The following is a 13,911-nucleotide window of genomic DNA, read 5'->3' as shown; positions in this document are numbered from 1 at the left end:
TTATGTAGCGCGGCCGACGGTCGCGCGCAGGCGCGGATCGACCACGGTGTAGAGAATGTCGACCACCAGATTGATGGTGACGAAGATCAGCGAGACCATCAGCAGGTAGGCGGCCATGATCGGGATATCGACGTTTTGCACGGCCTGCACGAACAGGAGTCCCATGCCCGGCCATTGGAACACGGTTTCGGTGATGATCGAAAATGCAATAACCGAGCCAAACTGAAGGCCGGCCACGGTGATGACGGGGATGAGCGTGTTCTTCAGCGCGTGGCCGAAATGGATGGCGCGGGTAGTCAGCCCGCGGGCGCGGGCGAAACGGATATAGTCGGTTCGCAGCACTTCCAGCATCTCCGCGCGCACCAGCCGCATGATCAGGGTCATCTGGAACAGGCCGAGCGTGATCGAGGGCATGATCAATGCCTTCAATCCCGACAACGTGAGCAGGCCCGTGCTCCACCAGCCGAGCTTGACCACCTCGCCGCGGCCGAACGAGGGCAACCAGCCCAATGTCACCGCGAACAGATAGATCAGGAGAATGCCGATCAGGAAAGTCGGCAATGAGATGCCGATCAGTGAAACCGCCTGGAATAATTTGGCGAGCACGGTGTCGCGCCTCAGCGCCGAATAGACGCCCATCAGAATGCCGAACACCATTGCAAACACGGTGGCGCAGATCGCAAGTTCCAGCGTGGCCGGCATACGTTCCATCAACAGGGTCGAGACCGGCTGGCGGAACTGGTAGGAGACGCCGAACTTGAATTGCGCGGCGTCGGCGAAATAACGCACGAACTGCACCGGCACGGGATCGTCCAGGCCGAGCGACTTGCGCACGGCTTCGCGTTCGGCCGCCGACGTGTCGATCGAGACGATCTGGTTGACGGGGTCGCCTGCGAAACGGAACATCGAGAAGGCGATGATGCCGACGGCGAACATGACGCCGATGGCCTGAACGGCGCGGCGAAGAGTGAAAGCGAGCATGCCTTCCACTATCCTTGGGTGTGCGTGCGGTCGACGTCTTTGTCAGCCGGAAAAGGAAAGGTCCCGGATGCATGACGCCGCCGGGACCTCGTGTTCAACTGGCACTATTCCTTCTTGGTCGCCCAATGGAACATGACCAGATTGTCGGCGCGCTGCGGCAGGTTGACCTTCTTCGACACGCCCCAGGCCAGCGCCTGCTGGTGCAGCGGGATGTAGGACCAGTCCTTGTTGCCGATTTCGTAGGCCTGCTTGATCAGCTGGTTGCGCTTGGCAGTATCGGTTTCGACCAGCACCTTGTCGGTGATGGCGTCGAACTCCTTGTTGCAGTAGCCGCCGAGATTGGCCTCGCCGCGTGAGGATTTCGCATCGTCGCGGCAGCCCATGATGTCGTAGAGCACGTTGTGGGAGTCCATCGTGCTCGGCGTCCAGCCCAGGAGGTAGAATGAGGTCTGGTAGCCGCCCTGCTTCAACACCTTGGCGAAGTACTGCGCCTTCGGCTGCGCCAGCAGGTTGATCTTGACGCCGATGCGGGCCAGCATGCCGACAACGGCCTGGCAGATCGCGGCGTCGTTGACGTAACGGTCGTTCGGACAATCCATCGTGACCTCGAAGCCATCGGGATAGCCGGCTTCGGTCAGGAGCTTCTTGGCTCCATCAGGGTCGAATTTCGGCCGCGTGAACTCCTTGGACAGTGCGAACAACTCCGGAGCGATCATCAGCGCCGATGGCGTCGACAGCTCGCGCATCACGCGCTTCTTGATCAGCTCGATGTCGATCGCCTTGTAGAAGGCCTCGCGGACGCGGACGTCCTTGAACGGGTTCTTGCCCTTGATGTTGGAGTAGAGCAGCTCATCGCGCATCTGATCGAAGCCGATGAAGATGGTGCGCAGCTCCGGCCCCTTCAGCACCTGGGCGTTCGGGCTGGAATCGACGCGGGAGATGTCCTGGATCGGCACCGGCTCGATGACGTCGACTTCGCCTGAGAGCAGCGCAGCGACGCGGGTTGCGTCCGAAGCGATCGGGGTGAAGACGATCTCCTTCAGGTTACCTTCGACCTTGCCCCAGTAATTGGGGTTGGCCTTGAAAACCGTCTTCACGCCGGGCTGATGGCTTTCGATGGTGAACGGACCGGTGCCGTTCTCGTGGAGAGAGGCATAGCTCGGCGTGGTCGCCGCCACCGGCGTCGGGTCGACGACGTTGTTCTCCTCGGCCCATTTCTTGTCCATGATGTACCAGACATCCCACGAGTTATGCAGGATGGGATTGGGCGAGGGCAGCACGAAATCGACGGTGTAGTCGTCGACCTTGACGACCTTGACGTCGGGCGCAAGGCGGGTCTGCATATTGGACCCTTTCTTGCGGACGCGATCGGCGGAGAACACGACGTCGTCGGCGGTGAAGGGATCGCCGTTATGGAATTTCACGCCCTTGCGCAAATGGAAGCGCCAGCGGGTCGGCTCCGGGGTTTCCCAGCTTTCGGCGAGCGCCGGAATGATCTTGAGGTCTTTGTCGCGCGCGGTGAGGCCTTGATAGACGTGGCCGAGATGGGCGTGGGTGGTGCTTTCGTTCAGCGTATAGGGATCAAGGGATTTCAGGTCACCCTGGTTGGCATAACGCAGCGTCTGGCTCGACGCCGGCGCGACCGTCAACGCAAGCGTACCGGCGAGCGTCGCCGCAAACAGACTTCGACCGACTGACATTCTTGACCCTCTCCACTCTACCGTGCCGATGATTTTTGATTGTTCGGCAGGGCTGATTGATCCATGTTGCCCAGAGTTCTCCACCGGTGCAAGCGCCATTCCAGCAAGGAACGCGCCAAGTTGCACCGCTGTGCAGCAATGCTGACCGTGCCGCCTGGCATGGAGGACCGCGTCTTTCGACTTTGGTTGACTATATCGGCCGATTGCGGGACGGGGCATGTCGCGCCTGCATCAGGTCGCTTGCGTCGCACCACAACTCGCGGCGATACTGCCGACAGGCCGCTCGAATCTCATCCGGAGGGGACATGAAAGTTAATATCGAAATCGACTGCACCCCCCTCGAGGCCCGCCAGTTCTTCGGTTTGCCTGACGTGGGGCCGATGCAGACGGCGGTGATGGACAAGCTGCAGCAGCAGGTGCTCAGCAACATCGAGAAGGTCTCGCCGGAATCGCTGATCCAGAGCTGGTTCACCTTCGATCCCAAGATCGCCGAGCGGTTTCAGGACATGTTCGTCACGATGGCGGGCCTCGGCGGCACGCGCAGCAGCGACAAGAAGAAATAATGCCGTCCGGGCCGGACGGGCGACAGGCACCGGGCGGGCTTCGTCCGCCGGGCCTCGCCTTGCTGCTTGCAGAAGCGCGCGGCCTGTTCGAATTCAATGCGAGCCTGCTGCTGTCGCCAGTCCTGATGCGGGCGCCCAGGGGTGACGGTCATCCGGTGCTGGCGCTGCCGGGCTTTCTCGCCAGCGACCTCTCGATGGTGCCGATGCGGCGCTATCTCAGCGAGCTCGGCTACGAGGCGCAGGCCTGGCGGATGGGCCGCAATCTCGGCGGGCTCGGCCGGATGCGGGAATCCTTACGCGCCCGTCTTGCCGAGATTCATGCCGCGAGCGGACGCAAGGTCAGCCTGGTCGGATGGAGCCTCGGCGGCGTCTATGCTCGCGATCTCGCACTCCAGGCGCCCGACATGGTCCGTTATGTCGTCACGCTCGGCAGCCCTTTTGCCAATGACGTGCGGGCGACCAACGCCACGCGGCTCTACGAGGCGCTATCAGGCGAGCGGGTCGAGGATTTCGCCGAATTGCGCGAGGCGATCGCCGGCGATCTTCCGGTGCCGGCGACGTCGATCTATTCGCGGGCCGACGGTGTCGTGAACTGGCGAACCTGCTTGCTGCGTCCCTCCGACCGTGCCGAGAACATCGAGGTGCATCTGGCGAGCCATATCGGGCTCGGGGTGAACCCTGCGGCGCTGTGGGCCGTGGCCGACCGCCTGGCGCAACCGGAAGGGGAATTCTCGCCATTTGACCGGGCAGGGCCGTTTGCCATTGCATATGCCCCGCCGGAACAGGCAGTATCGGCCTGACGAGAAGCGCCGGCCAAGGCGCCCGTCAAATCTTGCGGGAGGGAACTATGGCTGACGGTAAGAAGCTGTCGTCGCTGGACGCGTCGTTTCTCTATCTGGAAACGCCGGAGATGCCGATGCATGTCGGGAGCATGGCGATCTTTCGCCTGCCCGACGACTACAAGGGCGACTTCTTCGAAGACTTCAAGGCGATGATCGTATCGCGCCTGCACATCGCGCCGATCCTCAAAGCGCGGCTGGAAAAGGCGCCGCTCGATATCGATCATCCCTCCTGGGTCGAGGACGATCAGTTCGACATCGACCGCCACATCTTCCGTGCCAGCCTGCCGCAGCCGCGTGACCGCGCCACGCTGGAGCGCATCGTCGGCTGGATGCACGCCAAGCTCCTGAACCGGGCTCGCCCGCTCTGGGAGTTCTACGTGTTCGAGGGCATGAAGGACAACGAGGTCGGGCTCTATTCGAAGATGCACCATGCCGCGATCGACGGCGGCGCTGGTGCCGCCCTGACCAACATGATCTACGACATCTCGCCGATCCCGCGGAAGGTCGATCCGCCGGCCGCGGGATCCAAGCCTGGACAGGAGCCGCGTGACATCGCCGCCAACCTGCTCGATTCCTATCAGCAGCTGTTCAACCAGCCACTCGACGCGGGCAAGGCCGCCCAGAATCTGCAATTGCCGCGCACCGGCAAGAGCGACATCGGCTCGATCCTGTTCGACAATGCGATGTACCAGATCGAGAGCGCGGTGCGCTTTGCCGGCAATATCCCGACCATGGTCAAGAGCGTCTCCGAGGTGCTTGGCAAGGTCGCCGATCCGAAGTCGCGCGAGAGTCTCGCCAGCATGGTGTCGCCGCCGACCATGCTCAACAAGACCATCTCCTCGGAGCGAAGCTTCGCCGGCGTGTCGATCCCGCTGTCGCGGGCGAAGGCGCTGGCCAAGCAGGCCGGCGGCAAGCTCAACGACGTCGTGCTGGCGCTCGCCTCCGGCGTGGTCCGGCGTTACCTGAAGGAGTACAGCACGCTGCCGGCGAAATCGCTGACCGCGGCGGTGCCGATCTCGCTGCGCGAGGAGGGTAACACCGAAGCCAATAACCAGGTGTTCGGCATGATCTGCGCGATCGCGACCAACATCGACGATCCCAAGGCGCGGCTCGAAGCCATCATCGCGCAATCGACCAAGTCCAAGGAGATGTCGCACCCCTTGCGCGCGCTGATGCCCCAGGTCTCCAACATCTCGATGCTCGGCGCGCCGATCATGGTGCAGATCCTGGCGCTGCTCTACAGCCGCTCGAACCTGTCGGACGTGCTGCCGCCGGCCGCGAACATCACGGTGTCCAACGTGCCGGGGCCGCGGCAGACGCTCTACGCTGCCGGCGCGGAGCTATTGCACATCTTCCCGGTGTCGATCTCGACGCACGGGCAGGCGCTCAACATCACCGTGCAGAGCTATCGCGACCAGCTCGATTTCGGCTTCATCGTCGGCGCCAACATCATTCCGCATGTGCAGGTGATGTGCGACATGCTGCCGGAGGAGTTCGCCGCGCTGGAGGCGGCCTACGCGCCGCCGGCGACCGACATCAAGGGTGCCGCTGAGTAGGAATGGTTCGATGATTGAAATGCCACCGCTCAAGTTCGTGCAGACGAACGGAATCCGCATGGGCTATTACGAAGCTGGCCCGAACACCGACATGCCGCCGATGGTGCTGTGTCACGGCTGGCCCGAGCTCGCCTTCTCCTGGCGCCACCAGATCAAGGCGCTGAGCGAGGCCGGCATCCGCGTGATCGCGCCCGACCAACGCGGTTATGGCGCGACCGACCGGCCCGAGCCGGTCGAGGCTTACGACATTGAGCACCTGACCGGCGACCTCGTCGGGCTCCTCGATCATTTGAATATCGACAAGGCAATCTTCGTCGGTCACGACTGGGGGGGCTTCATTGTCTGGCAGATGCCGTTGCGCCACATTGAGCGGGTTGCGGGAGTGGTCGGCATCAACACGCCTCATACCAACCGCGCCTGGGCCGATCCGATCGAGCTCCTGCGCGCGCGCTTCGGCGACAAGATGTACATCGTGCAGTTTCAGGATCCGGCGCGTGAGCCCGACAAGATCTTTGGCAGTCGCGTCGAGCAAACCTTCGATGCTTTCATGCGCAAGCCGGTGCCGCGCCCGCCCGACGCGCCGGCAGAGGAGGTGGTTGCCGGCGTCGGCGCTTCGCCGCGGGTCAATCTGGCGTTTCCGCAAATGATTGCTGCCTATGATGCGAAGCACGATCCGCGCACGCCCATCCTGTCACCGGAAGAGAAGAAGGTGTTCGTCGACAATTTCACCAGAACCGGCTTTACCGGCGGTATCAACTGGTACCGCAACATGTCGCGCAACTGGACGCGCGCCGAAGGGCTCGATCATACGGTGCGGGTGCCGTCGCTGATGATCATGGCCGAGAACGACGCGGTGTTGCCGCCGTCTTCCGCCGATGGCATGGACAAGCTGATCCCCGACCTCGAGAAGTATCTGGTGAAGGACAGCGGCCATTGGACGCAGCAGGAGAAGCCGGAAGAGGTCAGCGCCAAGCTGATCGAATGGCGTAGAAGGCGGTTTGGGTGAGGACGCAGACGTCATCCCGGGGCGATGCATGGCATCGAACCCGGGATCTCGAGATTCCGGGTCTGGTCCTTCGGACCATCCCGGAATGACGCAAGGCAGAGGGAAACGCACGTCAATGTCATCCAAGAACCGTCTGGACCCGATCCCGCATCCGCCGACCAAGCCTGTGGTCGGCAACATGCTGTCGCTGGACTCGGCCGCCCCCGTGCAGCATTTGACGCGGCTCGCCAAGGAGCTCGGTCCGATCTTTTGGCTCGACATGATGGGCTCGCCGATTGTGGTCGTCTCGGGCCACGATCTCGTCGATGAGCTCTCCGACGAGAAGCGTTTCGACAAGACGGTGCGCGGCGCGCTGCGGCGCGTGCGCGCGGTTGGCGGCGACGGCCTGTTCACGGCCGACACCCGCGAGCCGAACTGGAGCAAGGCCCACAACATCCTGCTCCAGCCGTTCGGCAACCGCGCCATGCAGTCCTACCACCCGAGCATGGTCGATATCGCCGAGCAGCTCGTCCAGAAGTGGGAGCGGCTCAACGCCGACGACGAGATCGACGTCGTCCACGACATGACGGCGCTGACGCTGGACACCATCGGCCTGTGCGGTTTCGAGTATCGCTTCAATTCGTTCTACCGGCGTGACTACCATCCTTTCGTCGAGTCGCTGGTGCGCTCGCTCGAAACCATCATGATGACACGCGGCCTGCCGTTCGAGCAGCTCTGGATGCAGAAGCGGCGCAAGACGCTCGCCGAAGACGTCGCCTTCATGAACAAGATGGTCGACGAGATCATCGCCGAGCGGCGCAAGAGCGCGGAAGGGATCGACGACAAGAAGGACATGCTCGCCGCGATGATGACCGGCGTCGACCGTTCGACCGGCGAGCAGCTCGACGACGTCAACATCCGCTACCAGATCAACACCTTCCTGATCGCGGGCCACGAGACCACCAGCGGCCTGTTGTCCTATACGCTCTATGCGCTGCTCAAGCACCCGGACATCCTCAAGAAGGCCTATGAGGAGGTCGATCGTGTCTTCGGCCCCGACGTCAACGCGAAGCCCACCTACCAGCAGGTGACGCAGCTCACCTACATCACGCAGATCCTGAAAGAGGCGCTGCGGCTGTGGCCGCCGGCGCCGGCCTATGGCATCTCGCCGCTCAAGGACGAGACACTCGGTGGCGGCAAGTACAAGCTCCGGAAGGGCACCTTCACCACCATCCTTGTGACGGCGCTGCATCGCGATCCCAGCGTCTGGGGGCCAAATCCGGATGCGTTCGATCCCGAGAATTTCAGCCGTGAGGCGGAGGCCAAGCGGCCGGTCAATGCCTGGAAGCCGTTCGGCAACGGCCAGCGCGCCTGCATCGGCCGCGGCTTTGCCATGCACGAGGCCGCGCTCGCGCTCGGCATGATCCTGCAGCGCTTCAAGCTGATCGATCACCAGCGCTACCAGATGCATCTGAAGGAAACCCTGACGATGAAGCCGGAAGGCTTCAAGATCAAGGTGCGCCCGCGCGCCGATCGCGAGCGTGGCGCCTATGGCGGGCCCATCGCGGCTACGTCCTCGGCGCCGAAGGCGCCGCGCCAGCCGACGGCCCGGCCCGGCCATAACACGCCGATGCTGGTGCTTTACGGCTCCAATCTCGGCACCGCCGAGGAACTCGCGACGCGCATGGCTGATCTCGCCGAGATCAACGGCTTTGCCGTGCATCTCGGCCCGCTCGACGATTACGTCGGAAAGCTGCCGCAGGAGGGCGGCGTTCTGATCATCTGCGCGTCCTACAACGGCGCGCCGCCTGACAACGCGACGCAGTTCGTCAAATGGCTCGGCGACGATCTGCCGAAAGATGCCTTCGCCGGCGTGCGCTACGCCGTGTTCGGCTGCGGCAACAGCGACTGGGCTGCGACCTATCAATCGGTGCCGCGCCTGATTGACGAGCAATTGTCGTCGCATGGTGCGCGCGCGGTTTATCCGCGCGGCGAGGGCGATGCGCGCAGCGATCTCGACGGCCAGTTCCAGAAATGGTTCCCGGCGGCGGCCCAGGTCGCGACGAAGGAGTTCGGCATCGACTGGAATTTCACCCGCACTGCCGAGGATGATCCGCTCTATGCGATCGAGCCGGTGGCGGTCACAGCCGTCAACACCATCGTCGCCCAGGGCGGTGCTGTCGCGATGAAGGTGCTCGCCAACGACGAGCTTCAAAACAAGGGCGGATCCAATCCATCCGAGCGTTCGACGCGCCACATCGAGGTGCAGCTGCCGTCCAACGTCGCCTACCGCGTCGGCGATCATTTGAGTGTCGTGCCACGCAACGATCCCACGCTGGTGGATTCGGTCGCCCGCCGCTTCGGCTTCCTGCCCGCCGACCAGATCAGGCTTCAGGTCGCCGAGGGCCGCCGTGCGCAATTGCCGGTAGGGGATGCCGTGTCGGTCGGCCGCCTGCTCAGCGAGTTCGTCGAGCTGCAGCAGGTCGCGACGCGCAAGCAGATCCAGATCATGGCCGAGCACACCCGGTGCCCGGTCACCAAGCCGAAGCTGCTCGCCTTCGTCGGCGAGGAGCCTGAGCCGCTCGAACGTTACCGCAGCGAGATTATAACCAGTCGCAAATCGGTGTTCGATCTGCTGCTCGAATATCCCGCCTGCGAATTGCCGTTCCATGTCTATCTGGAAATGCTTTCGCTGCTGGCGCCGCGTTATTACTCGATCTCGTCCTCGCCGTCGGTCGACCCGGCGCGCTGCAGCGTCACGGTCGGCGTGGTCGAAGGGCCGGCCGCCTCCGGCCGCGGCACCTACAAGGGCATCTGCTCGAACTACCTCGCCAACCGTCGCCCGGGCGATGCGATCTACGCCACCGTACGCGAGACCAAGGCCGGCTTCCGGCTTCCCGACGATCCCTCGGTGCCCATCATCATGATCGGCCCCGGCACGGGCCTCGCGCCGTTCCGCGGCTTCCTTCAGGAGCGGGCGGCGCGCAAGGCGAAGGGCGCCACCCTCGGACCCGCGATGCTGTTTTTCGGCTGCCGCCATCCCGATCAGGATTTTCTCTACGCGGACGAGCTGAAGGCGCTGGCGGCGAGCGGCATCACGGAACTCTTCACGGCGTTCTCGCGCGCGGACGGACCGAAGACCTATGTGCAGCACCTGCTCGCCGCGCAGAAGGACAAGGTCTGGCCGCTGATCGGGCAGGGCGCGATCATCTATGTCTGCGGCGACGGCGGCAAGATGGAGCCGGACGTGAAGGCGGCACTGGTCGCGATCCATCGCGAGAACAGCGGCAGCGACGCGGCCGCAGCTGCGCGCTGGATCGAGGAGATGGGGACGAAGAACCGGTATGTGCTGGACGTCTGGGCGGGTGGGTGATTGTTCGCCCGATCGTGCTAAACGTCCCTCATGATTCCCTGGGAAAAAATCGATACCGCCAAGATCCCCGGCTCCGACGAGGAGCTCCGCCTGATGCGGCGGGGCAAGGAGTTTTCCATCAAGCTCGGCACCAACGAGTTGATGAACAACCGCCTGTCGGGCTCGGAGGCCGCGCTCGCAACGCTCGCGGCGAAGCAGATCGAGACGGTCGCAAAACCCGTCGTCCTGATCGGCGGCCTCGGCATGGGCTTTACGCTGCGTGCAGCGCTGGCGGTGCTTGGCGCCAAGGCGAAAATCGTGGTCTCCGAGCTGGTGCCCGCGGTGGTCACCTGGGCACGTGGACCGATGGCGGAGGTCTTCGGCGATAGTCTCGATGATGCCAGGGTCAGCATCCGGGAAACCGATGTCGGCGAAGTCATCCGTGCCAAGAGCGCGGCCTTCGACGCTATCCTGCTTGACGTCGACAACGGCCCCGAGGGGCTGACCCGCAAAGGCAATGATGCGCTCTACAGCGCAAGCGGGCTGGCGGCGGCGAAGACAGCACTGCGGCCGGGCGGCGTGCTCGCCGTCTGGTCGTCGGGACCCAATCACGCCTTCACCAAGCGCCTTAAGCGGGCGGGCTTCGACGTCAATGAAGTCGCCGTCCGCGCCACCGGCAGAGGCGGCGGCGCGCGCCACGTAATCTGGATGGCGAAGAAGAGTTAAGCCGCCTGCGCGGCCGCGCCATGCGCGTGCTTGTCGATGGCGCCGATGATCTCGGGCCAGAACCGCATCGGCAGCGCATGGCCCATGCCCTCGATCATCAACAGTTTTGCGTTCGGGATTGACGCCGCCGTGTCCTTGCCGCCCTCGGGCCGCACCAGCGGGTCGACGGTGCCGTGAATGACCAGCGTCGGCGCCTGCACGGCGTGCAGCCTTTCCTTGCGACTGCCGGACGCCAGCACGGCGCGGAGCTGGCGGCCGACGCCGGCTGGATTGAGCCCGCGCGCGAACACGCGCTCGGCGCGTTCAGGATCGAGCGCTTCCTCCTCCGGAAAATGTCCGGCGCGCAGCACCTTCCAGGTTTGGCCGTAGCGGACGATGAACTCTTCCTTGCTGCGCGGCGGCGGCGCCATCAGCATTGCGGCGGCCTCGCGCGTCGGCGGCGGCACGCGCGGATTGCCTGTCGTCGACATGATTGAGGTCAGCGAGCGCACGCGCTGCGGGAACGACAGCGTCACCTCCTGCGCGATCATTCCGCCCATGGACGCACCGACAAGATGCGCCGACTTGATGCCGAGCGCGTCCATCAGCCCGACCGTGTCTTTCGCCATGTCGATCAGCCTGTAGGTTGCCGCGACGGGAATCTTGAAGAAGCGCAGCTTCAGTAGCTCGAGTGGCGTCAACCGCTTGCCGCCCGTCAGATGGCTCGACTTGCCGATGTCGCGATTGTCGAAGCGGATCACGCGGAAGCCGCGTGCGGCAAGCTGCTCGCAGAACGCATCGTCCCAATGGATCATCTGGGCGCCTAATCCCATGATCAGCAGCAGCGGCTCGGCATTGTCGTTGCCAAAAATCTCGTAGCAGATGTCGATGCCGTTGGCGCGGACGGTCTGGGGCGGCTGATGGGTCGTCACAGGCGTTCCCTCAAGCGTTTGACTGATGCTGTATCGCACGGTTTCCCGTTGCAATGAAAGCCGCACGCGGCACCGAGCCGCTGCTTGCCGGTTGACCGGCACGGCGCAACGGTGTGGTATGGCGGAAAAAGAAGGGCATCGAAGCTCTCGACATCTGGAGGACGCCGATGACCGACAAGACCAATGACCCGGTCGCCATGTGGCAAAAGATGGTCGGTGAGATGGAGAAGGGGTTCAACTCCTTCGCCAACCAGGCCATGTCGTCACCCGAGTTTTCGCAGGCGATGAACCGTGCGGGGGGAGTTGCTGCAGGTGCTCAGAAGCAGCTCGGCGAACTCATGGAGAAGTATCTGGTCTCCATGAACCTGCCGAGCCGGGAGCAGGTCACAGGCCTTGCCGAAAGGCTGCAAGCTATCGAAGGCCAGATCGGTGAGATCAAGTCGCTGCTGAGCCAGATGGCTGCAAGTGCCGGCGTGTCTCAGGGGGCCGATTCCGCATTGCGGCCGCCACGCACCAAGCGTCCGCCGTCTGAGGGCGGAGAGCAGGCATGAATGCAGCTCCCGGACTTGATTTCGCATCTATCCCGGAACGCATCCAATCCGAGGTGCAGCGCGCCATCCAGCGCAGCATCAAGGGCGTCGAATATTTCTCGACCTCGGGTCCGTCACTTGGATCGACGCCTAAGGATGTGCTGCATTCGCGCGGCACGATGAGCCTCTATCACTATCGGCCGATGTCGGACGAGATCTACCGTGTGCCGGTGCTGATCGTGATGGCGACCACCAACCGCGGCTACATCCTCGACCTCGTGCCCGGTCAGAGCTTTATCGAATTCCTGCTCAAGCGCGGTTACGACGTCTATATGCTCGACTGGAGTGCGCCACGGCCGGAGGAGAAGAGCCTGCGGATGGAGGACTACGTCCTCGACTTCATCCCGGACTGCGTCCGCCGGGTACAGGCGGATTCCGGCGAGCAGGACGTCTCGGTCATCGGCTATTGCTTCGGCGGCGTGCTGTCGCTGCTCTACGGCGCGATCCACAAGGACGGGCCGATGAAGAATTTGATCTGCTTCACCACGCCGATCGACTTCCGAGAGATGAAGCTGTTCTCGAACTTCTCCGACCGTCGCTATTTCGACGTCGACCATCTCGTCGACAGTGTCGGCAACGTGCCGCCGGAGATGATCCTGTCCTCGTTCGAGATGTTGCGTCCGGCCTCGCGCACGGTCAGCCAGATCCAGCTCTGGGAAAACATCTGGAACGACGAATTCGTCAAGTCGTACCGCATGTTCGACCGCTGGGCGACCGACACGCTGCCGCTGGCTGGCGAGTATTTCCGCGCCATCACCAAGGACCTGATGTGGGACAACAAGCTGTTCAACGACACCATGTCGGTCGGCGGCCGGCCTGCGAAGCTCGACAATATCAAGGTGCCGATCCTGCATGCGGTGGCCGAGCACGATCACATTGTGCCGTATGAGGCCGCCAAGCACCTGATCGCGAAGATTGGTTCTGCGGACAAGGAAGAGGTGATGCTGAAGGGCGGTCACGTCTCGCTCGTCGCGGGAGCCAACGCCGTCAAGCGGCTATGGCCGAAACTGGATTCCTGGCTAGGGAAGAGATCGACATGAGCGAGCAGCGTTCGTATCCGCGCCACGTCAAGACCGACGCCGGCGATATCGAGATTCGCCTGATGTCGCCCGCGGATGAAGCCGCGGTGCTCGCCTTCGGCAAAGGCCTGCCGACCCACGATTTGCTGTTTTTGCCGCGCAATATCAGCGAGCCGAAGGTGCTGTCGGCCTGGGTCAAGGAGATCGAGCGTGGCGCGATTACGAGCCTGCTTGCAGTCAGGGACGGCAAGGTCGTCGGCTGCGGCACGCTGGTGCGCGATCCGCACTCCTGGTCACCCCATGTCGGCGAGATCCGCATGGTCGTCTCGCTCGATGTGCGCGGGAAGGGGGTAGGGCGGGCGCTGTCGCAGGAGACCTTTGCGCTCGCGCTCGGCGCGGGCCTGGAGAAACTTTCGGTCCAGATGACGGTCGACCAGCAGGCCGCGATCGCCGTGTTCGAGAGCCTCGGTTTCAAGGCCGAGGCGCTGCTGCGCGACCATGTCCGGGACGTCGACGGCAAGACCCACGACATCGTCGTGCTCGGCCACAACATCGCGCAGGTCCAGGCCCAGATGGAGGCCTACGGGCTGCCGGGCGCGGTGCAGCACTAGGACCGCCGTCCAAGCCACCGCGGTCCGACCACTCTGGGGAGCCCGCTTGGCCAGGGAGGCATCAGATTGCCGCCC

12 protein-coding genes are annotated in these 13,911 nt (G+C 63.6%); 9 read left to right on the top strand and 3 right to left on the bottom strand.

Annotated features, from left to right (window positions below; translation table 11 throughout):
• Together GGD62_RS19760 and GGD62_RS19755 are read right to left on the bottom strand one after the other, a co-directional pair.
• Entirely contained in the window at window positions 1–981 is a 981-nt protein-coding gene (locus GGD62_RS19760; RefSeq protein WP_026201522.1) for an ABC transporter permease, read from the bottom strand.
• A gap of 104 nt (window positions 982–1,085) precedes the next feature.
• Entirely contained in the window at window positions 1,086–2,681 is a 1,596-nt protein-coding gene (locus tag GGD62_RS19755; protein WP_018315572.1) for an ABC transporter substrate-binding protein, read from the bottom strand.
• Window positions 2,682–2,986: 305 nt separating this feature from the next.
• Here GGD62_RS19755 and GGD62_RS19750 point away from each other — a divergent pair, with 305 nt between their 5' ends.
• The 6 genes from GGD62_RS19750 to GGD62_RS19725 all read left to right on the top strand — a co-directional run bounded on the left by GGD62_RS19750 (window position 2,987) and on the right by GGD62_RS19725 (window position 10,705).
• On the top strand, window positions 2,987–3,244 hold the full coding sequence (locus GGD62_RS19750) for a DUF6489 family protein (RefSeq protein ID WP_028135213.1): 258 nt from the start codon (window positions 2,987–2,989) through the stop codon (window positions 3,242–3,244).
• Window positions 3,244–4,044 carry a triacylglycerol lipase gene (locus tag GGD62_RS19745; protein ID WP_183709678.1) on the top strand — a complete coding sequence of 267 codons (801 nt, stop codon included), beginning with the start codon at window positions 3,244–3,246 and terminating at the stop codon, window positions 4,042–4,044. The genes GGD62_RS19750 and GGD62_RS19745 overlap by 1 nt, the downstream gene beginning before the upstream one ends.
• A 47-nt stretch (window positions 4,045–4,091) precedes the next feature.
• Window positions 4,092–5,642, top strand: a complete 1,551-nt coding sequence (locus GGD62_RS19740; protein ID WP_104464597.1) for a wax ester/triacylglycerol synthase family O-acyltransferase — start codon at window positions 4,092–4,094, stop codon at window positions 5,640–5,642.
• Between the two features lie 10 nt (window positions 5,643–5,652).
• A complete protein-coding gene (locus GGD62_RS19735) occupies window positions 5,653–6,648 on the top strand; it encodes an alpha/beta fold hydrolase (RefSeq protein WP_018315576.1) in 996 nt (331 codons plus the stop codon).
• 115 nt (window positions 6,649–6,763) lie between these two features.
• Window positions 6,764–10,000, top strand: coding sequence for a bifunctional cytochrome P450/NADPH--P450 reductase (locus GGD62_RS19730; protein ID WP_183709676.1), 3,237 nt, complete (start codon window positions 6,764–6,766; stop codon window positions 9,998–10,000).
• Window positions 10,001–10,030: 30 nt separating this feature from the next.
• A complete protein-coding gene (locus GGD62_RS19725; RefSeq protein WP_018315578.1) occupies window positions 10,031–10,705 on the top strand; it encodes a spermidine synthase in 675 nt (224 codons plus the stop codon).
• On the opposite strand, the gene GGD62_RS19720 is transcribed toward GGD62_RS19725, so the two are convergent.
• Window positions 10,702–11,616, bottom strand: coding sequence for an alpha/beta fold hydrolase (locus GGD62_RS19720; RefSeq protein WP_018315579.1), 915 nt, complete (start codon window positions 11,614–11,616; stop codon window positions 10,702–10,704). The two genes, GGD62_RS19725 and GGD62_RS19720, sit on opposite strands and share 4 nt — an antisense overlap.
• A 167-nt stretch (window positions 11,617–11,783) precedes the next feature.
• On the opposite strand from GGD62_RS19720, the gene GGD62_RS19715 reads away from it, so the two are divergent.
• The 3 genes from GGD62_RS19715 to GGD62_RS19705 are packed head-to-tail and all read left to right on the top strand — an operon-like array spanning window position 11,784 to window position 13,836.
• Entirely contained in the window at window positions 11,784–12,167 is a 384-nt protein-coding gene (locus GGD62_RS19715) for a hypothetical protein (RefSeq protein WP_026201523.1), read from the top strand.
• Complete coding sequence (locus tag GGD62_RS19710; protein ID WP_018315581.1) at window positions 12,164–13,246, top strand: alpha/beta hydrolase; 1,083 nt, start codon at window positions 12,164–12,166, stop codon at window positions 13,244–13,246. The genes GGD62_RS19715 and GGD62_RS19710 overlap by 4 nt, the downstream gene beginning before the upstream one ends.
• Complete coding sequence (locus GGD62_RS19705; protein WP_161966493.1) at window positions 13,243–13,836, top strand: GNAT family N-acetyltransferase; 594 nt, start codon at window positions 13,243–13,245, stop codon at window positions 13,834–13,836. Before GGD62_RS19710 ends, GGD62_RS19705 begins: the two co-directional genes overlap by 4 nt.
• Window positions 13,837–13,911: the final 75 nt, after the last annotated feature.

Source organism: Bradyrhizobium sp. ERR14 (assembly GCF_014198235.1).
Lineage (GTDB): Bacteria > Pseudomonadota > Alphaproteobacteria > Rhizobiales > Xanthobacteraceae > Bradyrhizobium.
The sequence above is the reverse complement of the archived record's forward strand: the minus strand, read 5'-3'. Positions and strand labels throughout refer to the sequence as shown.